This window comes from Embleya sp. NPDC050154 (assembly GCF_044460165.1).
Classification (GTDB): Bacteria; Actinomycetota; Actinomycetes; order Streptomycetales; family Streptomycetaceae; genus Embleya.
Genome location: NZ_JBITJP010000001.1, coordinates 284,210 through 305,574 on the forward strand (window position 1 = coordinate 284,210; position 21,365 = coordinate 305,574).

Genomic DNA, 21,365 nt, shown 5'->3' on the forward strand with positions numbered 1-21,365 from the left:
GCGCTCACAAGCCGAGCGGTTGGTCGCCCCTCTCGCCCCTCGCCTCGGAGGCACCCGAAGCCTCCGCCGCCTCCACGGGCCCCGTCACATCCGGCGACGGGAGGCCTTCGAGACGGATCAGGTTGGCCAGAAGCCCCGGAAACCGTTGATCGAACTCGGGTTCACGAAGACGCAAGAGCATCCCGGTGCCGGTGTTGCGTTGCACGATCAGGCCCGCTTCGCGTAGCACCTTCCAGTGGTAGGAGCGGGTGGACTTGGTCCCGGGCACCGCGAACGCCGAACACGGCTGCTCACGGTTCGGGTCCGCGGCCAGCGCGACCACCACCGCACGCCGGTGGTCGTCGGACAGCGCGGCGAAGACCGCGCTCAACGGCACGTCGTCGAGCGACGGGTGGTGCATCTGGACGGGCATCCCGCATCCGCTCCTTGCTTCGACCCCACGGTTGCCGGCGCATGCCGTGGGTGTCTACGGTACCTGGGTACGAAGATTTTCGAACCACCTGATGCGGAGCCATGCCATGACAAGCACCCAACCCGCCCCGATCCGACCCACCGTCGCCGTACTGGGCACCGGCATCATCGGCGCCGCCATCGCCCGCAATCTATCCCGGGACGACTTCCCGGTGCGGGCGTGGAACCGTACGCCCGACAAGGCCGCGGCACTGGCCACCGACGGCGTGACGGCCACGGCGTCACCCGCCGAAGCGGTCACCGGCGCGGACATCGTGCTCACCGTGCTCAACGACGGCCCGCGTGTCCTGGACGCGATGCGCGCGGCGGCACCGGGTCTGCGCCCGGACACGGTGTGGGTGCAGATCAGCACGGTCGGCGTCGACGCGCTGGACGACCTGGTCATCTTTGCCCGCGAACACGAACTGACCCTCGTGGACGCCCCGGTCCAGGGCACCCGGGGACCCGCAGAGCAGGGGCAGTTGGTCGTCCTGGCGGCGGGCACGCCGGCGATTCGGGAAGCCGTACAGCCGCTGTTCGACACGATCGGTCGGCGCACCCTGTGGGTCGGCGAGGACGGTACCTCCGGCGCGGCCACCCGACTCAAGCTCGTCCTCAACACGTGGGTCCTGGCGCTGACCCACGGCGTCGGCGAGGCCCTGGCCCTGGCCAAGGGCTTGGACGTGGACCCGCAACTTTTCCTGGACGTCGTCGGCGGCAGCCCGATGGACAGCGGCTACCTCCAACTCAAGTCCGCCGCCATCCTCTCCGACGACTACACCCCCAGCTTCTCGGTGGACAACGCGGAGAAGGACGCACGCCTGGTCCTCCAGGCCGCCGAACACACGGGCATCCGCATGGACGTGGTCGCAGCCGGCGCGGCTCGCTTCCGCCGCGCTTCCGAACAGGGCCATGGCGACCAGGACATGGCAGCGGCCTACTTCGCCGCCTTCGACAAGTAACCCAACCGCGCGTCGCCCCGTATCCACATCCATAGCCACATCCATCCGACGGCGCCCCCGCCCGGGCCACGCTCGGCGCGGATCGCCCTCCCCGACACCAACCGCCTTTTCCCGTCGGACGGTTCCAATTCAAACGTGGTCACCACACCGCGCAGCCGAGCGCGGAGAGTGGGAGCGCTTCCCACCTCCTACCGATCGGCCCGCGGCATGCGGACGACTGCCGTACCGCGCTCCAGATCCACCGTCGTCCGGTTCGGTGGCGCCCCGTCCTCCTCGTCGTCCCGCAGCAGCAGCGCCGTCTGCCGCTCCTTGAGCTCGCTCTGCTTCCCCGGCGAGAAAGTGGCATGCAGTTGCTCGAAGCCGGTGGCCGAAACCTGCCCCCGACTCCCGCTGTTCCGCCACGGCAACAGCCCCGCCCGCCCGGCCCGAAGCATCATCTGATCGACGAACGCCACGACCGTCAGCAGAACGACCATGGTCGGCAGTGTCATGAAGACAACGGGTTCCATGTCCTCAGTATCAGCGCCGCCGCCCCGAACCTCACCCACCTCGCGCGGAACTTTCCGTCCTCGTCGAAACAGTGAGCACGAAGCGAACAGCCCCTCTTCGCAACGCCTTTTGCCTTCCACGCTCCCGGCTGGACGCCCCTCCCGCACCCCCCACAACCACGCCGGGGCGAACCGGGCGGGATGGGCCGGGTCGGGTCGGGGCGGGGTGGGGCGGGTCGGGTCGGGTCGGGGTGGGGCGGGGCAGGGCGGGCCCGGACCGAGATGTGGCGGGGCGAACCGGACGGGATGACCCGGGTCGGGGCAGGGTGAGCCCGGACCGAAGTGAGGCGGGGTGGGGCAGGGTGAGCCCGGACCGAAGTGAGGCGGGGCGAATCGGACGGGGCGGGGCAGGGCGGGGCGGGCCCGGGCCGAGATGTGGCGGGGCGAACCGGGCAGGGTGGGCCCGGGTCGGGGCCAGGCCGAGGACCAAGCCGGGGGCGGGCCATGGTCACGGCCGGGGCCGGGGGCTCACGCTGACCTCCGCACGCCCACGCGGACGACGATCACCGGCACGTATTCGCCGAGTTCACTTCGGCGTGGCCGGCGTGGCCGCGCCCGGACGTAGGCTCGACGCCATGGGTGGCTTCCTGGGATTCCTGACCGTCGCCGGTTGCCTCGGCACGATGCTGGCCTGCTGCGTGTGGCTGGCCTCGCACGTTCGACGCCGAGGACTCGCCGGCGCGGCCATCCGCGGGGCCATGGCGTCCTACGACGAGGCGCTGCACGGCACCGCGAACGACGCCCACCTCGAGATCCAAGTCCAAGCACAGCGCAAGGTCCCGATGCGCTCCCCCGACGACCCGTGGCATCCTCACCGAGCCGAACTCACCCGCCCGGAGCCGCCGCACCACCCTGCCCACACCCGACGGCCCCACCGCCCGCGCCTCCTTGCCCGCCTCGCTCGCCGCCACCCGCGCCGCTGACCGAGCCAGTTGGGCGACGCGCCCCGAGACCGGACCACCCATCCACCCAGGCCACGGCACGCTCGGGACCGCCCTCGTCAGCGAGCCCAAGGCATCAACCCAGAGCACCCGACCAAAACGAGAGCACCGCTCCGAGACGCAGGCACGAGACCGGACAAGAGCGGTGCTCCAACACGCGGCGCGCGTGGAAGCCACCTGACCGGACACAAGGGCGGTGGTCGGACCCGGGCACTGTGTGAACGCGCCTGTCGGTCACCAACGATGAGGTCCGCATCGCGCCGCCACCGGCCTTTCGTCCAGCCTGCCGGGGCCGGGCCGTGTCCTGCTAGTGGCCGATGTTGTCCAACTCGGTGAGGTCCTCGTCGGAGAGCGGGAGTTGCGCGCCGGCGACGTTCTCGCGCAAGTGCGCTGTCGACGAAGTGCCGGGGATGAGCAGGATGTTCGGCGACCGCCGCAGCAGCCAGGCCAGGGCGACCGACATCGGTGTCGCGTTCAGCCGGGTGGCCACGGCGGAAAGAGCCGTGGACTGCAGCGGGGTGAAGCCGCCGAGCGGGAAGAATGGCACGTAGGCGATGCCCTTGTCGGCGAGTTCGTCGATCAGCTCGTCGTCCTGACGGTAGGCGAGGTTGAACATGTTCTGTACGCACACGATCGGCGCGATCGCCTGCGCCTCGGCGACCTGTTCCGGTGTCGCGTTGCTCACTCCGAGGTGTCGGATCAGGCCCTGTTGCCGGAGTTCGACGAGGGTCTCGAAGGGCTCGGCGAGCGAGCCGGGACGAGGGCCCCGGGCGTCGCCGAGTCGGAGATTGACCACGTCCAGCGTATCGAGGCCCAGGTCCTCGAGGTTCTCGCGGACGGCGTGGCGCAGGTCTTTGGGCTGTCGGGCAGGGGGCCAGCCGCCGTGCTGATCGCGGACCGCGCCGACCTTGGTCACGATGTGCAGCGATTCGGGATAGGGATGCAGCGCTTCACGGATCAGCCGGTTGGTGACGCGTGGTCCGTATGCACCGGCGGTGTCAATGTGGCTGATCCCGAGGCCGGCGGCCTCGCGCAGGACGGCGATCGCACCGTCGCGGTCGGCGGGCGGGCCCATCACCCCGGGACCGACGAGCTGCATGGCGCCGTAGCCGAAGCGGGTGACGGTCAGGTCGCCCAGCGTCCAGGTACCGCCGGGCAGTGCGGCGGAGGGAGTGTTCACGGTTTCGCTCATGCCGTCGATGTTGGCTCGCGGTCGAGCGGTGCAGCCAATACTGATGCAGCGCCCTGTCATACCCGGTAGGTATCACCGAGCTAGGCTGCGCCCATGGACACCTTGGAGACCCGCGAGCTGAGGTATTTCATCGCCGTCGCCGAGGAACTGAACTTCGGCCGCGCCGCCGAGCGCCTGGGCATGGCCCAGCCACCGCTGTCCCGGGCGATCCAGCACCTCGAGCGGCGCCTCGGCGTCTCGCTGCTGAAACGCGACCGCCGCGGCGTCGCCCTGACCGTCGCCGGAGAGATGTTGCTGCACGAGGGCCGTGCAGCTCTCGACGCGACCATCGCCGCCGCTCGCCGCACCCGTCGCGCAGGTGGCGCCGATGGTCCGGGCGGCCCCCGCAATCGCGTGGTGCTGGCGGTGAAGGCCGGCGCGTCTCACGAACTGCTGCACAAGCTCCTCGACGCCTACGCGGCCGAGCCCGATGCCGCCGAGATCGAGGTGCTGCCGAGTGGCACCTGTGAGCAGGGCGAGATGTTGCGTGACGGCCGTGCCGATGTGGCGCTCATGCACGCGCCGTTCAACTCCCTCACCGGGTTCGACAGCGAGGAACTGATGACCGAGGGGCAGATCGCCATCCTGCCCGCCGGGCACCCCCTCGCCGCGCGCAAGACGCTGTCCCTGGCCGAAGTCGGCGACATCCCCGATCTTCCACTCGCGCGCTGGTCCCGCGACGGCACGTACCCACCCGGCCCGGGCCCCGAGATCCACGACCAGACGCAGCTCGCCCAGCTCATCGCCCTCGGACGCACCGTGGCGGTCTTCCCCGACTCCGCCCGCGCCTGGCTATGGGCCGAGCACACGGCCGTCCCCTTGGCCGACGCGTCCCCCGTCGTCACCCACATCGCGTGGCCCGCGCACAGCCGCTCCCTCGCCCTCGCCGGGCTGATCCGCACGGCCACACGGCTTTGACCCGCCCTCGCCTTCCGTCGCCCCGATACGCCGCCTGACGGCCGGCTCCCACACCCCACCGCCGCCGCCCACGGGCACGGGCACGGCCGCGACTCCGTGGACTGCCGACCTTCGCGCCGCGGCAGCGAGTGTGGCGGGCCGATCATCCCGCACTGGCTTGCCGCATCAACTCGTCGTCGTTGACGTCCCTGCACCGCTCCACAAGCAAGAGCATGCAATCGAAACGAGAGCACTGCTCCGCAACGCGAGCACCGGTTCAAAGCCGAATCACCGCGCTGCGACGCGAGCACCGATCGCGAGAGCACCGCTCCGCAACGCGCGCACCCAATCAAAGTGAGAGCACCGCTCCGCAACACGCGCACCCCACCAAAGCCAGAGCACCGCTCCGGGCCACGAGCACGCAACCAAATCCAGAGCACTGCTCCGCAACACGAGCACCCGACCAAATCCAGAGCACCGCTCTGCAACACGAGCACCCGACCGAGACGAGAGCCCCCGCCTGACGCGCGAGCACCCGCACCTCGGCCCCGCCCCCGCCCCCACCCGCGCTTCGCTCTCGCACCTCGCACTTCGCGCCCGGCGCACCCGCAACGCACCCGCACCCACGCCCGCTCGCGCACCGAAACGCGACCGCTCAACCAAGGCAAGAACCCCGAAAAGGTTGCCGGGTCCCTCCTTGCCGTCCGCCCAGCCTGCCTCAACACCCCAACGGACAGCCTAAGTTGTGGCTTGGAACTTAATCGCTCCCACGGCCCCACCCACCAGGGTTCGTGATCCGAAGCCACTCGACCTCACCCGAGCCGCTCGATGTTGATTTCTGAAGACACCACTCACGAACAACCGGTTTTTGGTTCGCTTACGTTTCCCAACCGTTACCGAAACCGGCATTTCTCAGGGGTTCCGGGGTCTGGCGAACACCCGGTGGGCCTATTACGTTGTCGCCCACAACATTTAGGCGACACCGCCTTCACGTGTTGCAGATACCCGCTGTCGCACCCCCCGCATCCACCTGCCACACAACGCACGTCGCGCCGCACCACGCACGCCGCACCACACACATCGCGCGCCGCACCACGCAGGTCGCACCGCCCGCAACACCCGGCCGAGCACCCCGCACCACCCAGCCACACAAACCGGCCGCACCACCCCGCCAGGCACCACCCCCAGGCACCACCACACCCGGCACCACCCCTCGACGACGCCTCCACGTCCCCCGCCGGCCCCACCGGCGCGTGCCCGAAGGGATCCACCATGCGCAAGAGGTTCCTCGTGTCCGTCTCCGCCTGTGCCGTGCTTGCCGCCGGCACCCTCTCCGCCTGCTCCGACGACTCCGGCACCGGCTCGTCCGGCGCGACCAACGGCGGTGGCAAGAAGGCGAAGATCGGCGTGATCCTGCCCGACAGCAAGACGTCGGGCCGCTGGGAGACCAACGACCGCAAGTACCTCACCGAAGCGTTCAAGGCCGCAGGCGTCGACTACGACATCCAGAACGCGCAGGGCGACAAGTCGCAGTTCCAGACCCTCGCCGACCAGATGATCACCAACGGCGCGACCGTGCTGATCATCGTCAACCTGGACAGCGGTACCGGAAAGGCCGTCCTGGACAAGGCCAAGTCGCAGGGCGTCGCCACGATCGACTACGACCGGCTGACCCTCGGCGGCAGCGCGCAGTACTACGTCAGCTTCGACAACGTGAAGGTCGGCACGCTGATGGGCCAGGGCATCGAGAAGTGCCTGTCCGCCGCCAACGCCCAGAAGCCCACCGTCGCGATGCTCAACGGCTCGGCCACCGACAACAACGCGACGCTGCTCAAGCAGGGCTACGACGCGGTGCTCAAGCCGAAGTTCGACTCCGGCGAGTACGTCAAGGGCCCGGACCAGGCCGTCCCGGACTGGAACAACACCGAGGGCGCCAACATGTTCGAGCAGATGCTCACCCAGTCGCCGAACATCTCCGGCGTGGTTGCAGCCAACGACGGCCTGGGCAACGCCGCGATCTCGATCCTCAAGAAGCAGAAACTCAACGGCAAGGTCCCGGTCACCGGGCAGGACGCGGAGACCACCGCGCTGCAGAACATCCTGGTCGGCGACCAGTGCATGACGGTGTACAAGGCGATCAAGAAGGAGGCCGACGCGGTCTCCGGACTGGCCGTCGCGTTGGCCAAGGGCCAGAAGCCGACCGTGCCCGCCACCGTGCGCGACCCCGAGGGCAAGCGCGACGTGCCGTCCGTACTGCTGGAGCCGGTGGCCATCTACAAGGAGAACGTCAAGGACGTGGTCGCCGACGGCTACGTCACCAAGGACACCCTGTGCACCGGAGCGTACGCCGCCAAGTGCACCGAGTTCGGCATCAACTAGCCACCCGGACCGCGTAGTCGAGCCGGAGCCGACACCCACGAGGGTCGGTTCCGGCCCGGCGCGTACCCTGCCGCCACCCCGACGCGAGGAGCCCGCATCGTGGCCCTGTCCCCCACCCCCGCCCCGCCGCCCGCGGCCGATCCCGTGCTCGAACTGCGCGGCATCAACAAGAGTTTCGGCGCCGTGCACGTGCTGCGCGACGTGGACCTGTCCGTGTACGAGGGCCAGGTGACCGCGCTCGTCGGCGACAACGGCGCGGGCAAGTCGACCCTGGTCAAGTGCATCGGCGGCATCCACACCGCCGACTCCGGCGAGTACTTCTTCGACGGCGCGCCGGTCACCGTGAACAGCCCCCGCGACGCCTCCGAGCTCGGCGTCGAGATCGTCTATCAGGACCTCGCCCTGTGCGACAACCTCGACATCGTGCAGAACATGTTCCTCGGTCGGGAACGCCGGCGTGGCTGGGTGCTGGACGAGGACAGCATGGAGCAGATCGCCGAGGAGACCCTGGCCGGCCTGTCCGTACGCACCGTCTCCTCGATCCGCCAGCGCGTCTCCAGCCTCTCCGGCGGCCAGCGCCAGACCGTGGCGATCGCCAAGGCGGTGTTGTGGAACAGCAAGGTGGTCGTCCTGGACGAACCCACCGCCGCGCTCGGCGTCTCGCAGACCGCGCAGGTGCTCGAACTGGTCCGTCGGCTGGCCGACAACGGCCTGGCCGTCGTGCTCATCTCGCACAACATGAACGACGTGTTCGCGGTCGCCGACCGGATCGCGGTGCTCTACCTGGGCCGTACCGCAGCCCAGGTGAGCACGAGTGAGATCACCCATTCCCAGATCGTCGAACTCATCACGTCGGGGCAGACCGAGGCACTCGGTCCCGGCGCGGGTCGAAACGGAGTGAACCGATGACGAGCAGCGTCCTGCCTCTCGCCGAGAAGAGCGAGTCCGATGCGCCCGCGTCGCCGGTGGTCACGCACATCAAGGACTACGTCGCCCGACTGCGCGGCGGCGACACCGGCGCGATGCCCGCCGTGCTCGGTCTGGTGGTGCTGTGCACGGTCTTCGCGATCATGCGCCCGAGGTTCCTGAGCGCGGGCAACTTCGCCAACCTGTTCACCCAGGGCGCCGCGGTCACCGTGATCGCGATGGGATTGATCTTCGTCCTGGTCCTGGGCGAGATCGACCTGTCCGCGGGCTTCGCCAGCGGGGTCTGTGCCGCGGTGCTCGCGGTGTTGCTGACCGAACACGGGTGGCCCTGGTACGCGGGCGTGCTCGCCGCCCTGGTCGTCGGCTCGGTGATCGGCCTGGTGCTCGGCGTACTGGTGGCCAAGGTCGGCATCCCCTCCTTCGTGGTCACCCTCGGCGCGTTCCTGGCCTTCCAGGGCGTGTCGCTGCTCCTGGTCAAGGGCGGCACCAACGTGCCGGTACGCGACTCGACCATCCTGGCCATCTCCAACCGCAACCTCGCGCCGATCGTGGGCTGGCTGCTGGCCGCCGCGACCGTGGGCGGGTACGCGGCGCTGCAACTGCGGCGCAATCGCAACCGGATGCGGCGGGGCCTGAGCGCCGAACCGATCGCGATCACCGGGATCCGGGTGGGCACGCTGGCCGTTCTGGTCGGCCTCGCGGTGTACGTGCTCAACCAGGAGCGCAGCCGCAATGTGGTGATCTCCTCGCTGCGCGGCGTGCCGATCGTGGTGCCCGTCCTGGTGGTGCTGTTGCTGGTGGGCACGTTCGTGCTGCGGCGCACGCCGTACGGGCTGAGCCTGTACGCGGTCGGCGGCAACCGCGAGGCGGCCCGCCGCGCGGGCATCAACGTGGACCGGGTGCGCATCTCGGCGTTCGTGATCTGTTCCACGATGGCCGCGATCGGCGGCATCGTCGCCGCGTCGCGGGCCAACTCGGTGGACTCCAACACCGGTGGCAGCAACGTGCTGTTGTACGCGGTGGGCGCCGCGGTGATCGGCGGCACCAGCCTGTTCGGCGGCAAGGGACGGGTGTTGGACGCGGTGCTCGGCGGGGCGGTGGTCGCGGTGATCGACAACGGCATGGGCCTCATGGGGTACAGCGCCGGCGTCAAGTACGTTGTGACCGGCGTCGTGCTGCTCCTCGCCGCCGGGGTCGACGCCCTGTCGCGGCGGCGGGCCGAAGCCGCCGGGCTGCGGTGACGCCGCCCTCCCCCTCGATCGACGCCACGGATGAGAAAGGCAGGGTCCGCAGCCCCATGCGCGCAGCGCCCACCCAGGAGGACATCCGCAGGCAGAACCTGGGGGCGCTGCTTCGCCACGTGCACGTGCTCGGCCCCACCTCACGGGCCCAGCTGACCGCGGGCATGGGGCTCAACCGCAGCACGATCGGCGCGTTGACCGCCGATCTGGCGGCGGCGGGCCTGATCGTCGAGGAGGCCCCGCGGGACACCTCGGGTGGCGGGCGGGGCCGGCCCTCGCTGGTGGTCCGGGCGCAGTCGCAGCGGGTGTACGTGTACGCGTTCACGATCGGTGTGGACCGAGTGGTCGCGGCCCGGGTCGGGCTCGGCGGGGTGATCCTGGATCGCCGCGAACTGCAACGTCCGGGCAGCGGGTTCTCGCCCAAGGAGGTGGCCGACGCGCTCGGCGGGTTCGTCGCGCAGATGCGGCTGACCACGCCGCGCGACGGGGTGTGCGTGGGCGGCGGCGTCGCGGTGTGCGCGATGGTGCGCGGCTCGGACGGCACCATCCCCGAGGGACCGACCCCGGATTGGCGCGACGAGCCGCTGGGCGAGCGGTTGTCGGCGGCGATCGGCACGGTGGTCATGGTCGGCAACGACGCCGATCTGGGGGTGCTCGCCGAGCACACCCGGGGTGCGGCGGTGGGCTGCGACGACGTGATCTACCTGCACGGCGACGTGTGCATAGGCGGCGGCATCCTGTCCGCGGGGCGGCCGGTGACCGGCGGGGACGGGTACGCGGGCGAGATCGGGCACATGGTGGTCAACCCGGACGGCCGGCCGTGTCGGTGCGGCTCGCGCGGGTGCTGGGAGACCGAGATCGGCGAGTTCGCGCTCACCCGCGGCACCGCCAAGCACGCGATCGGCGGGCTCGCCGACTCGGCGGCGCGCGGCGACCAGGACGCCGAGGAGGGTCTGCGCCGGGTCGGTGACTGGCTCGGCCTGGGTGTGGCCAACCTGGTCAACATCCTCAACCCGCAGATGGTGGTGTTCGGCGGGACGTTGCGCGAGGTGTACCTGGCCACCGCCGCACAGGTGCGCAGTCGGCTCAACCGGACCTCGCTGGCGGTCACCCGCGAGCACCTCAAACTGCGCACGGCGGCCTTGGGCGACGACGCCCCGCTGTACGGCGCGGCCGAGTTGGCCTTCGCCCGCCTGCTGGACAACCCGCTCGAGTCGGGATTGGCGCCGGCGGGCTGACGGCTGTCGGGACTCGACCCCGGCGAGTCCTGCGGCCCGGGTTCGTCGGCCCACGGGTGGTACGCCCCACGGACCGTCCGGCCACGATTCGTCCGCTCCTCGGTTCGGCCGGCCCACCGGTTCGGCCGGCCCACCGGACGCGCGGCCCGGTGCGCACCACGCGGCGCGCCAGGGGCGTGCGGCCTCGCGTTCGGGTGGACTCGGTCGCCCGACTCCGCCGGCCGGGTGAAGCATCGGGTCGCGCGGCGCGGCGGCCCCTGTTTCATGGTGCGCGTGTAGCCGCCGCGTTCGGACAATGCATCGCGCCCGAGCATCCTCGAACGCGGCGGTCGGTTCACCGGGTACGGCCGGTGAACCGACCTCCCGAAGCGGTTCTCCCCTGCGCATCGGATCTCACCGGCCGGGCGGGTGTGGTGGTCGCGGTGGCGTGGAGGGCCTGGGCGGGCAGGGTTCCCAGGCCCGGGCGAGGGCGGCGAGGGTCTCGGGTTTGGTGAGGTACACCTCGAAGAAGCCGCACCCCGTGCACACGTAGTGCGTCGCGCGGGTCTTGCGCCACGTGGCGAAACGGATCCACGCCAGGATGTCCACCGCGCCCTCGCGAAGGCCGCCCACGCGCCGGACGACGCTTGCCTGGCCGCATTTCGTGCATATGCCGGAACGCATGACCGGACGCTACATGTCGGAGCGGCTTGCGACTGTGGGTGTTTCCCTCGGGTCGAGTACTTGCACGCGTTCGCGGGCACGCGGGGAAGGCCGGCGGGCGGAGTGGATCCGAACGAGTCGCCATGTCGAAAGGAATCACCGTGTCGACGAGCACACTCCAGGGCAGGGTCGCCCTGGTGGCCGGGGCCACCCGAGGCGCCGGGCGCGGGATCGCGGTCGAACTCGGCGCTGCCGGCGCGACCGTGTACGTGACCGGGCGCAGCACCCGCGAGCGGCGCTCGGAGTACAACCGTCCGGAGACCATCGAGGACACCGCCGACCTGGTGACCGCGGCGGGCGGTCGCGGTGTCGCGGTGCCCACGGACCATCTGGATCCGGAGCGGGTACGGGCGCTGATCGCCCGGATCGAGGCCGAGCAGGGTCGGCTGGACGTGCTGGTCAACGACATCTGGGGTGGCGAGAAGCTGTTCGCGTGGGACACCCCGGTGTGGGAGCACGACCTGGACGACGGGCTGCGGCTGCTCCGGCTCGCGGTGGAGACGCACGTGATCACCAACCACTACGCACTGCCGCTGCTGTTGCGCCGGCCCGGCGGCCTGGTGGTGGAGATGACCGACGGCACCAACGAGTACAACCGGGACAACTATCGCGTGTCCTTGTTCTACGACCTGGCCAAGTCGTCCGTGTTGCGGATGGCCTTCGCGCTCGGCCACGAGCTGGGGTCGCGCGGGGCGACCGCCGTCGCGCTGACTCCCGGGTGGTTGCGGTCGGAGATGATGCTCGACAACTACGGGGTGACCGAGGCCAACTGGCGGGAGGGCACGAAGATCCAGCCGCACTTCGGCATCTCGGAATCCCCCGCCTACGTCGGCCGAGCCGTGGTGGCACTGGCCGGCGACCCCGAAGTGGCCCGCTGGAACGGGCAGTCCCTCTCCAGCGGGCAGCTCGCGGGCGTGTACGGCTTCACCGACCTGGACGGCAGCCGACCCGACGCGTGGCGCTACCTGGTCGAGGTCCAGGATCCGGGGCTGCCGGCCGACCAGACCGGCTATCGCTGAGCGGCGCCGGCGCCAACTCCCCGATCGGCCGGATCCGATCGGGAAGTTGGGATCTACTCGGGTCAACTCAGGTCAGCACCGCCTTGCCGCGGACTCGGCGGCCGAGCGGCAGCGCGGTGGCCTCGCCGACCCTGGTCCAGTCCGCCTGCCAGTCGACGGGCGCGTGCAACAGGCCGTCGGCGACCAGGTGGACCACGTACGCCGGATCCGCCGCCGAGTCGCCGCCGCGCTGGAAGCCGATGACCGAGGTCTGCGGGCCGATCGGGTCGTGGGAGGAGAAGTCCGCCCGCTCGCCGGACACGGCGCCGATGGCGATCACCCGCCCGCCGGGCGCGAGTCGACCCACCAGTGCGGTCGGCAGCGGGCCGCCCACGTGGTCCGGGACCACGTCCAGCGGGAGGGTACTCCCACGGTTGGGTTCGGCTTGCCACGAACGGCAACTCCTTTGACACCGACGGCATTCCGCCGCGCGGCCGCGCGTCTCGGCCGTCCCTCTCGGCGGCGCGTCCCGGCGGCGCGGCGGAACAGGACGGGGAGGGCCGGGCCGGCCGGCAATGATCAACCGTGTGGCGTAGCTGGGCACGGGTCGGATCGGGAAAGGGCTGAGCAGACCGATGACCGATGACCGGCCCGTGCCCTGCCCGACGACCGATGCCCGACAACCGATGCCCGACGACCGGCCCACCCCGGGTGATCCAGGACGGTGCCTTCCCGATGAGTGAGACCCCGGCATGAGCGAGGCCCCGGTGGTCGACACGGGCGACACGGGCGACACGGGCGGCGCGCGGCCGATGCGGTGGTTGATCCCGCTGTTGCCGGCCTTGCTGTACGTCGTGATCGTGGCCGTCGACTTCGGCACACCCGACGAGTTTCGTACCGACACGATGTTGTGTCTGGTGCCGATGACCGCGTCGAGCCTGAGTTCGGTGCGCGCGACGGTCGTCTACGCGGTGCTCGCGACGCTGACGTTCCTGGTGCTGGACCCGTGGTTGGCGCCGACCGGCTACGAACACGACTGGGCCGGGTTCGTGGTGGTCGTGCTGGGCGGCGCGATCGCGGTGGCGGCGGTGTTGTTGCGGACCCGCCTGCAGGAGCGGGTATCCCGGCTGGGCAATGTGGTCGAGCACGTCCAGCGTGCGCTGCTGCCGCCCGCACCGCCCGTGGTGGGCGGGATCCGGGTGGCGCGCAGCTACCTGGCGGCGGAACGGGACGCGGAGGTGGGCGGCGACGTGTACGACGTGGTGGCCACGCCGTACGGTACACGCGCGTTCATCGCCGACGTGCAGGGCAAGGGGCTGACCGCGGTCGGTGCGAGCGCGGCCCTGGTCGGCACGTTCAGCGAGGCGGCGTTCACGACGTCGGACCTGTGGCAGGTCGGGCGGCGGATGGGTGAGGGACTGGAACGGTTCGGCCGCAATCAGGTGCTGCTCGGCGAGCCGGACACGGACTGGTTCGCCACCGCGCTGATCGCCCAGTTCGGCCCGGACGGCCTGGTCGAGCTGGTCAACTACGGCCACGAGCCGCCCGCGCTGATCGGCCCGTCCGGTGTGCGCTGGCTCGATGTGGCGACCGAGCTGCCGCTCGGCCTGGCCGGCCTGATTCCCGGCGACGAGCGGGTGTCGGCCTACCGGTTCCGGATGACGCCGGACGAGTCGCTGCTGCTGTATACGGACGGCACCACCGAGGCCCGGGACGCCCAAGGCCGGTTCTTTCCGCTCCGCGAGTGGATCGCCGCGAACGCCGATCCGAACCTGCCCGCGAACGAACTGCTCACCCTGCTGCAGCGGGCGCTGCTGGCACACGTGGGCGAGCGGCTCACCGACGACGCGGCCCTGATGCTGCTCCGCCCGGAGGTACCGAAGGTGGTCGGCCGGTCCCGGTGACCGCCGTCCCGCTCGACGCCGCCCGAGCCGCGCCCGGGCCTGCGGCGCCGAGCGGGACGGGCGTGGCGGGCGGGCCGCCCGCCGAACCGGCCGCCGCGTGCCACCGCCGGCCCCTCCCGAGCGTCGTCGCAGGCCTCCGTGCGGTGCTGCGGGCGCTCTCCGCGCGGACACGACGGCCCTCCCCGCGCGCCCGCGACAGCCCCGCCCCCGTACCCGGGAACCTTTTCTCGCGGGTGCGTCGACCCCCTCGCGCGACTACGACAGGCCCTCCCGCGCGGGCGCGCCCGGGCACCCCGCCCCACGAGCCACCCGAACGAGTTCGCGTTGCGCTCTAGCCTTGATACCGACCGGTCGGTACCGTGACAGGCACAGCGTGATTCCCGCTCCTCCGCTTCCGATGCATGTGCATACCGACCGGTCGGCACCTCACGACCGGGCGTGCGGGTCGCATCTCGGGACGGCGGTGCGTGGCATTCGCCGGCCGACCTCGTGACCCGCGACGACCCGGAGGATCCCCCACCCATGACCGAGAACACTCCCTCGACCTCGACCGCGGACGCGACCGCACCACGCGTGGCCATCGTGACCGGCGCCGCCCGGGGCATCGGTGCCGCCACCGCGCGCCGGCTCGCCGCCGAGGGCATGGCCGTGGCCGTGCTCGATTTGGACGAGGCCGCCTGCGCGGACACCGTGGCCGCGATCGTCGCGGCCGGCGGCAACGCGCTCGCGGTCGGCGCGGACGTCACCGTGGGCGAGCAGGTCGACGCCGCGGTGGCGCGCGTGGCCGACGTGCTCGGCGCGCCGACCGTACTCGTCAACAACGCGGGTGTGATCCGCGACAACCTGCTGTTCAAGATGTCCGACGGCGACTGGGACACGGTCATCGACGTACACCTGCGCGGCGCGTTCCTGATGAGCCGCGCGGTCCAGGCACACATGACCTCGGCGGGTTACGGCCGGATCGTCAACCTCTCCAGTTCGTCCGCGCTGGGCAACCGGGGCCAGGCGAACTACTCGGCGGCCAAGGCCGGCCTCCAAGGCTTCACCAAGACGCTGGCGTTCGAACTGGGCAAGTTCGGCGTGACCGCGAACGCGGTGGCACCCGGCTTCATCGTCACCGACATGACCGCCGCGACCGCGGCCCGGGTCGGCATGGAGTTCGAGGCCTTCCAGCAGGCCGCGGCCGAGCAGATCCCGGTGCGCCGGGTCGGCCGGCCCGAGGACGTCGCGAACACCATCGCGTTCCTGGTGAGCGAGGGCGCGGGCTTCGTGTCCGGCCAGGTGATCTACGTGGCCGGCGGCCCGCTGTGCTGACCGCCGCCGAACTCGACAAGAGGGTGGGCGAGTTCATCGCCGCCCATCCGGACACCGACGACGCGCTCGGCTACCTGCGGGCCCGCTTCGACGCCGGACTGGCCTGGGTGCACTACCCGGCCGGCCTCGGCGGCCTGGACGCGCCGCGTGCGCTGCAACCGGCCGTGGACGCGCGATTCGCCGCCGCCGGCGCGCCGTCCAACGACCCGGGCCGGATCGGCATCGGGCTGGGAATGGCCGCGCCGACCGTGCTCGCGTACGGCACCGAGGCCCAATGCGCCCGCTGGCTGCGGCCGTTGTGGACCGGTGAGGAGGTGTGGTGCCAGTTGTTCAGCGAACCCGGGGCCGGTTCGGACCTGGCCGCGCTGGGCACCCGGGCGGTGCCCGACGGCGACGAGTGGGTGGTGAACGGCCAGAAGGTGTGGACGTCGATGGCCCACGAGGCGCGCTGGGCGATCCTGGTCACCCGCACCCACCCCGAACTGCCCAAGCACCGGGGTATGACCTACTTCGTCTGCGACATGACCGCGCCCGGCGTCGAGGTGCGTCCGCTGCGCCAGGCCACCGGCGAGGCCGAGTTCAACGAGGTCTTCCTCACCGGCGTGCGCATCCCCGACGCGCATCGCCTCGGCGATGTCGGCGACGGCTGGAGCGTGGCACGCACCACGCTGATGAACGAGCGGGTGGCCATCGGCGGCGGTGCCGCACCACGCGAGGGCGGCATGATCGGCATCGTCGCGGACACCTGGCGTACGCGTCCGGAACTGCGCACCGCCGGGTTGCACGACCGGCTGCTGCGGCTGTGGGTGGAAGCCGAGGCGGCCCGCCTGACCTCGGCCCGACTGCGCCTGCAACTGGCGGCCGGCGAACCCGGCCCCGAAGGCTCGGCGGCCAAACTCGCCTTCGCCCGACTCAACCAGGAAATCTCGGGTCTGGAAGTGGAGTTGCTGGCCGAAGAGGGGCTGCGGCACGACGAGTGGACCATGCGCCGACCGGCGTCGGTGGACTTCACCACCCGCTCGCCCGGCTACCGCTACCTGCGCGCCAAGGGCAACTCGATCGAGGGCGGCACCTCGGAGATCCTGCTCAACGTCGTCGCCGAGCGCGTGCTGGGCCTGCCGGCGGAGCCTCGGGTGGACAAGGACGTCGCGTGGAAGGACCTGCCCCGATGAGTGTCATCGAGCACCTCGTGCACACCGAGGACGAGAACCAACTGCGCTCCGGCATCCGCGACCTGCTCACCGAGCGGGTGACCTTGGCCGCGCTGCTCGCCCGGATCGAGACGGACGAGCCGTACGACCCGAAGTTGTGGCGTGTGCTCACCGAGCAGATCGGCGCGGCCGGACTGGCCGTCGCCGAGGAGCACGGCGGCAGCGGCGCCACCTGGCGGGAAACCGCCGTGGTGTTGGAGGAGTTGGGTCGCACGGTCGCGCCGACCCCGTTCCTGGGCAGCGCAGTGCTCGCGACGGCCGCGCTGCGCGCGGTGGACACGGTGGACGCCGGGCCGCTCCTCACCGACCTGGCCGGCGGCCGGCGCAGCGCGACCCTGGCGGTCTCCTTCGCCACGGCACCCGGTGCCCGATTCCCCGACGGGGTGCGGGCCGACGGCGACTCCCTGACCGGTACCGCGACCTCGGTCGTCGACGCCGGCACCGCCGATGTCCTCGTCGTCGCGGTCGGGAGCGCGGAGGGGCCCGCGCTGTACGCGGTCGACACCGATCAGGTCGGCGTGGACCGCCGCCCGGTCGTCTCGCTCGACCTGACCCGGCCGCTGACCGACGTCGTGTTCACCGGCGCGACCGGCGTACCGCTGGCGCGCGGCGAGCGGGCCGAGGCGGCGGTGGCCACCGCGATCGGCACCGGCGCGGCCCTGTTGGCGTCCGAGCAGCTCGGCATCGCCGAGTTCTGCCTGGAGAGCACTGTCGCCTACCTCAAGACCCGCAACCAGTTCGGCCGCCCGGTCGGCTCGTTCCAGGGGCCCAAGCACCGCCTGGCCGCGCTGTGGGTGTCGATCACCCAGGCCCGCGCGGTGGCCCGGTATGCCGCGGCGTGCGTGGCCGCCGACGACCCGGACACCCCCGTCGCGGTGGCCGTCGCGCAGGCGCACTGCTCGGAGATCGCCGTCCGCGCCGCCGAGGAATGCGTACAGCTGCACGGCGGCATCGGCTTCACCTGGGAACACCACCCGCACCTGTACCTCAAGCGCGCCAAGGCCGACGCGCTCGCGTTCGGCACCCCCGACCGGCACCGCGCGACCCTGGCGCACCTGGTCGACCTGCCCGCCTGACCCGGCTCGGCGGCGGCGACCCGCCCGGATCCCGCCGCCACCACGAAGGAGCATCATGCGCGTCTTCGAGAACGTCACCGAGGTGTTCGCGGCCAAGGGCGAACCACTCGGCACCAGCGACTGGCTGACCATCGATCAGGATCGCATCGACACGTTCGCCGAGGCCACCGGCGACCACCAATGGATCCACGTGGACGTCGAGCGGGCCAAGGAGGGCCCGTTCGGCGGCACCATCGCGCACGGCTACCTGACGTTGTCGCTGATCCCGACCCTGGCCGCCGGCCTGTTCACCGTGCGGGGTGTGCGGATGGGCGTCAACTACGGCTCGGACAAGGTGCGTTTCCCGGCCCCGGTTCCGGCCGGCGCCCGGGTGCGCGACCACGCCGTGCTGATCGATGCGGTCGAGACCGCGCAGGGCGTGCGGCTGACGGTGCGGCACACCGTCGAGATCGAGGGCGTCGCCAAGCCCGCGTGCGTCGCGGACACGCTGTCCCTGGTCGTCCCGTAGTGCCGATGCCGATGTCGGGCGCCTTTCGCCCGCATCGGCACCGCGCCGCGGCAGCGGGACCCGCAACGTCCCGCGGACCCGTCCCCGGCCGGGCGTTCCCCGACGTCCGGCCACCCCCGGCACCTCGATCAGTAAAGGATCACGCGTGAGTTTCAACCTCGCCGTCATGCTCCGCGAGTCCCGCCTCGCGACTCCGGACACGGCGTGTCTGATCCACCAGGGCACCCCGATCACCTACCGCGAACTCGACGACCTCAGCAGCCGGTTCGCCCGCGGCCTGCGTGCGAAGGGACTCGGCCGGGGCGACGTGTTGGCGATATCCCTGCCCAACGTCCCCGAGTTCGTGGTGGCCTACTTCGGCGCGCTCAAGGCCGGCGTCACGCTGATGCCGCTGAACCCGTTGCTGAAGGCGACCGAGATCGCCTACCACCTCACCGACTCCGGTGCCCGCACCCTGATCGCCTTCGACGTGTTCGCCGCCGAGGCGCTGGGCGCGGCCGCCGCCGTACCGGGCACCGCTGTGTACACCGTCAACCTGGTCGAGGGCACCGCGGTGCCGCAGGACACCCTCGCGTTCGCCCTGCTGCTGCCCGACGGGCCGCCGGACCGGGCCGAGTCGCTCCACGGCGACATCGAGCCGACGTCGAGCGACGACACGGCCGTGCTGCTGTACACCAGCGGCACCACCGGGCGGCCCAAGGGCGCCGAGCTGAGCCATTTCCAGCTCTACCAGAACTGCACCGTCTCGGGTGACCTGTTCGGCCTGTTCCCCGGTGACGTCTCGATCGGCGCGTTGCCGCTGTTCCACGTATACGGCCTGTCCGGCGTGCTGAATGTGTGCGTGCGCTACGGCGGGACGCTGTCGCTGGTACTGCGCTTCGAGGCGCAGAGTGTGCTCGACCAGATGGCCCGGGACGGGGTGAGCGTGATCGTGGGCGTGCCCACGATGTACGTCGCGTTGCTGGCCGCGGATCGCACCGGGCTCGACCTGTCCCGGCTGCGGGTGGGCAGTTCGGGTGGGGCGTCGATGCCCGGCGAGGTGATCCGCGAGTTCGAGGAGGCGTTCGGCGTCGTCATCCTGGAGGGCTATGGGCTTTCCGAGAGCGCGAGCACCGCGACCTTCAACCGCGCCGACGACCGTCGGGTGTTGTCCGTGGGCAAGCCGATCTGGGGTGTCGAACTGCGCGTGGCCGACCCGGACGACCTGCCGCTGCCGCCCGGCGCCGAGCACGTGGGCGAGATCCTGCTGCGCGGGCACAACATCATCACCCGCTACCGCAACGACCCGGAGGCCACCGCCGAGGCCTTCCGCAACGGCTGGTTCCACACCGGCGATCTCGGCTACCTCGACAAGGACGGCTTCCTGTTCGTCGTGGACCGCAAGAAGGACCTGGTGATCCGGGGCGGTTACAACGTCTATCCGCGTGAGGTGGAGGAAGTCCTGTACACCCACCCGGCGATCGCCGAGGCGGCCGTGGTCGGCAGGCCGGACGAGCGACTCGGCGAGGAGGTGGTCGCGGTCGTGGCGCTACGCCCGGGCGAGGCGGCCGACCCGGACGAGATCGTCGCGTTCTGCAAGGAGCGCATGGCCGCGTACAAGTATCCGCGGGTGGTGCGGATCCTCGACGAACTGCCCAAGGGCCCCTCCGGCAAGATCATGAAGAAGGAGTTGCGTTCCATATGACCACGCTCGCCGGCGGGCCGCTGCCCGCCGACCTGGTCAACCGGCAGATCCGGTTGGCCGCACGCCCGTTCGGGCTGCCCAAGGCCACCGACTGGGACCTGGTCGGCGAACCGGTGACGGAGCCTGCCGACGGCCGGCTGCTGGTGGAGATCTCGCACATCTCGCTCGACCCGGCGATGCGCGGCTGGATGAACGACGTGCGTTCCTACATCCCGCCGGTGGGCATCGGCGAGGTGATGCGGGCCGGCGCGGTCGGCCGCGTCATCGCCTCGCGTCACCCGGACTTCGCGGTCGGGCAGCACGTGTACGGCCAGTTCGGCGTGCAGGAGTACGCGGACTCGGACGGGCGCGGCGTTCGCCGGGTGGATCCGGCGGCGGCGCCGCTGTCGACCTATCTGGGCGCGCTCGGGATCACCGGACTGACCGCGTACTTCGGCTTGTTCGACATCGGTGACCCGCAACCGGGCCAGACCGTGCTGGTGTCCGGCGCGGCGGGCGCGGTGGGCAGTGTGGTCGGCCAACTCGCTCGGCTCAAGGGCTGCCGGACCGTGGGCATCGCGGGAGGCGCGGACAAGTGCCGCCTGCTGGTGGAGGAGTTCGGCTACGACGCTGCCGTCGACTACAAGAGCGAGGACGTCAAGGCCGCACTGCGCAAGCACTGCCCGGATGGTGTCGACGTGTACTTCGACAACGTCGGCGGCGAGATCCTGGATGCCGCGCTGACCCGGTTGGCGCGCGGCGCGCGGGTGGTGATCTGCGGCGCGATCTCGCAGTACAACAACACCGAGCAGGGTCCCGGCCCGTCGAACTACCTTTCGCTACTGGTGAATCGGGCCTCGATGACCGGCATGGTGGTGTTCGACTACGCGGACCGCTACGCCGAGGCGACGGCCGAATTGGCCGGGTGGCTCGCGGACGGGCGGTTGCGCTCGCGCGAGGACGTGGTCGAGGGCGACGTGACGGCGTTTCCGCAGACGTTGTTGCGACTGTTCTCCGGCGCGAACACGGGCAAGTTGGTGCTGCGGATCCGGTGAACGGGACCCGGTGATCACCGATCCTGGCGAGCACCGATCCTGGCGAGCACCGGGTCCCGTCGATCTTCCGCTCGGCCGACGCCCTGGAAGATGCCCGCGCCTTCGCGGAAAAGCGCGCCC

At 71.1% G+C, this 21,365-nt stretch carries 20 protein-coding genes; 15 read left to right on the plus strand and 5 right to left on the minus strand.

Features of this window, described 5'->3' with window-relative positions; translation table 11 throughout:
* Nucleotides 1-4: 4 nt before the first annotated feature.
* Complete coding sequence (locus ACIBSV_RS01225) at nt 5-412, minus strand: ArsR/SmtB family transcription factor (RefSeq protein ID WP_395858803.1); 408 nt, start codon at nt 410-412, stop codon at nt 5-7.
* 106 nt (nt 413-518) lie between these two features.
* On the opposite strand from ACIBSV_RS01225, the gene ACIBSV_RS01230 reads away from it, so the two are divergent.
* Nucleotides 519-1,412, plus strand: a complete 894-nt coding sequence (locus ACIBSV_RS01230) for an NAD(P)-dependent oxidoreductase (protein ID WP_395858804.1) — start codon at nt 519-521, stop codon at nt 1,410-1,412.
* 188 nt (nt 1,413-1,600) lie between these two features.
* Here the strand turns inward: ACIBSV_RS01230 and ACIBSV_RS01235 are convergent, their stop codons facing one another.
* Entirely contained in the window at nt 1,601-1,921 is a 321-nt protein-coding gene (locus ACIBSV_RS01235; protein WP_395858805.1) for a DUF6191 domain-containing protein, read from the minus strand.
* A 614-nt stretch (nt 1,922-2,535) separates the two neighbouring features.
* On the opposite strand from ACIBSV_RS01235, the gene ACIBSV_RS01240 reads away from it, so the two are divergent.
* A complete protein-coding gene (locus ACIBSV_RS01240; RefSeq protein ID WP_395858806.1) occupies nt 2,536-2,883 on the plus strand; it encodes a hypothetical protein in 348 nt (115 codons plus the stop codon).
* 325 nt (nt 2,884-3,208) lie between these two features.
* On the opposite strand, the gene ACIBSV_RS01245 is transcribed toward ACIBSV_RS01240, so the two are convergent.
* Entirely contained in the window at nt 3,209-4,093 is an 885-nt protein-coding gene (locus ACIBSV_RS01245; protein WP_395858807.1) for an aldo/keto reductase family oxidoreductase, read from the minus strand.
* 93 nt (nt 4,094-4,186) lie between these two features.
* Between ACIBSV_RS01245 and ACIBSV_RS01250 the strand changes: the two genes are divergently transcribed.
* From ACIBSV_RS01250 to ACIBSV_RS01270, 5 genes are all read left to right on the plus strand, one after another.
* Nucleotides 4,187-5,050, plus strand: a complete 864-nt coding sequence (locus ACIBSV_RS01250; protein ID WP_395858808.1) for a LysR family transcriptional regulator — start codon at nt 4,187-4,189, stop codon at nt 5,048-5,050.
* A gap of 1,251 nt (nt 5,051-6,301) precedes the next feature.
* Entirely contained in the window at nt 6,302-7,408 is a 1,107-nt protein-coding gene (locus ACIBSV_RS01255) for a sugar ABC transporter substrate-binding protein (RefSeq protein WP_395858809.1), read from the plus strand.
* A 99-nt stretch (nt 7,409-7,507) separates the two neighbouring features.
* A complete protein-coding gene (locus tag ACIBSV_RS01260) occupies nt 7,508-8,317 on the plus strand; it encodes an ATP-binding cassette domain-containing protein (RefSeq protein ID WP_395858810.1) in 810 nt (269 codons plus the stop codon).
* The gene (locus tag ACIBSV_RS01265) at nt 8,314-9,576 is read left to right on the plus strand and encodes a sugar ABC transporter permease (protein ID WP_395858812.1); all 1,263 of its coding nucleotides are present in this window, start codon (nt 8,314-8,316) and stop codon (nt 9,574-9,576) included. Before ACIBSV_RS01260 ends, ACIBSV_RS01265 begins: the two co-directional genes overlap by 4 nt.
* A gap of 56 nt (nt 9,577-9,632) precedes the next feature.
* A complete protein-coding gene (locus ACIBSV_RS01270; protein WP_395858813.1) occupies nt 9,633-10,814 on the plus strand; it encodes an ROK family protein in 1,182 nt (393 codons plus the stop codon).
* 393 nt (nt 10,815-11,207) lie between these two features.
* Here the strand turns inward: ACIBSV_RS01270 and ACIBSV_RS01275 are convergent, their stop codons facing one another.
* Nucleotides 11,208-11,477: a hypothetical protein gene (locus tag ACIBSV_RS01275; RefSeq protein ID WP_395858814.1), complete on the minus strand. Its 270-nt coding sequence runs from the start codon at nt 11,475-11,477 to the stop codon at nt 11,208-11,210.
* A 122-nt stretch (nt 11,478-11,599) separates the two neighbouring features.
* Here ACIBSV_RS01275 and ACIBSV_RS01280 point away from each other — a divergent pair, with 122 nt between their 5' ends.
* Complete coding sequence (locus ACIBSV_RS01280; RefSeq protein WP_395858815.1) at nt 11,600-12,535, plus strand: SDR family oxidoreductase; 936 nt, start codon at nt 11,600-11,602, stop codon at nt 12,533-12,535.
* Nucleotides 12,536-12,602: 67 nt separating this feature from the next.
* Here the strand turns inward: ACIBSV_RS01280 and ACIBSV_RS01285 are convergent, their stop codons facing one another.
* Entirely contained in the window at nt 12,603-12,923 is a 321-nt protein-coding gene (locus tag ACIBSV_RS01285) for a hypothetical protein (protein WP_395858816.1), read from the minus strand.
* 343 nt (nt 12,924-13,266) lie between these two features.
* Between ACIBSV_RS01285 and ACIBSV_RS01290 the strand changes: the two genes are divergently transcribed.
* The 7 genes from ACIBSV_RS01290 to ACIBSV_RS01320 all read left to right on the plus strand — a co-directional run bounded on the left by ACIBSV_RS01290 (nt 13,267) and on the right by ACIBSV_RS01320 (nt 21,245).
* Complete coding sequence (locus tag ACIBSV_RS01290; RefSeq protein ID WP_395858817.1) at nt 13,267-14,418, plus strand: PP2C family protein-serine/threonine phosphatase; 1,152 nt, start codon at nt 13,267-13,269, stop codon at nt 14,416-14,418.
* A gap of 522 nt (nt 14,419-14,940) precedes the next feature.
* Nucleotides 14,941-15,732, plus strand: a complete 792-nt coding sequence (locus ACIBSV_RS01295; protein WP_395858818.1) for an SDR family oxidoreductase — start codon at nt 14,941-14,943, stop codon at nt 15,730-15,732.
* Nucleotides 15,726-16,904 carry an acyl-CoA dehydrogenase family protein gene (locus ACIBSV_RS01300; protein ID WP_395858820.1) on the plus strand — a complete coding sequence of 393 codons (1,179 nt, stop codon included), beginning with the start codon at nt 15,726-15,728 and terminating at the stop codon, nt 16,902-16,904. The genes ACIBSV_RS01295 and ACIBSV_RS01300 overlap by 7 nt, the downstream gene beginning before the upstream one ends.
* Nucleotides 16,901-18,019, plus strand: coding sequence for an acyl-CoA dehydrogenase family protein (locus tag ACIBSV_RS01305; protein ID WP_395858821.1), 1,119 nt, complete (start codon nt 16,901-16,903; stop codon nt 18,017-18,019). The genes ACIBSV_RS01300 and ACIBSV_RS01305 overlap by 4 nt, the downstream gene beginning before the upstream one ends.
* A gap of 55 nt (nt 18,020-18,074) precedes the next feature.
* Nucleotides 18,075-18,527 (plus strand): MaoC family dehydratase, encoded by a 453-nt coding sequence (locus ACIBSV_RS01310; protein WP_395858822.1) that lies wholly within the window; start codon nt 18,075-18,077, stop codon nt 18,525-18,527.
* A gap of 145 nt (nt 18,528-18,672) precedes the next feature.
* Nucleotides 18,673-20,211, plus strand: a complete 1,539-nt coding sequence (locus tag ACIBSV_RS01315) for a long-chain fatty acid--CoA ligase (protein ID WP_395858823.1) — start codon at nt 18,673-18,675, stop codon at nt 20,209-20,211.
* Entirely contained in the window at nt 20,208-21,245 is a 1,038-nt protein-coding gene (locus tag ACIBSV_RS01320) for an NADP-dependent oxidoreductase (RefSeq protein ID WP_395858824.1), read from the plus strand. Before ACIBSV_RS01315 ends, ACIBSV_RS01320 begins: the two co-directional genes overlap by 4 nt.
* Nucleotides 21,246-21,365: the final 120 nt, after the last annotated feature.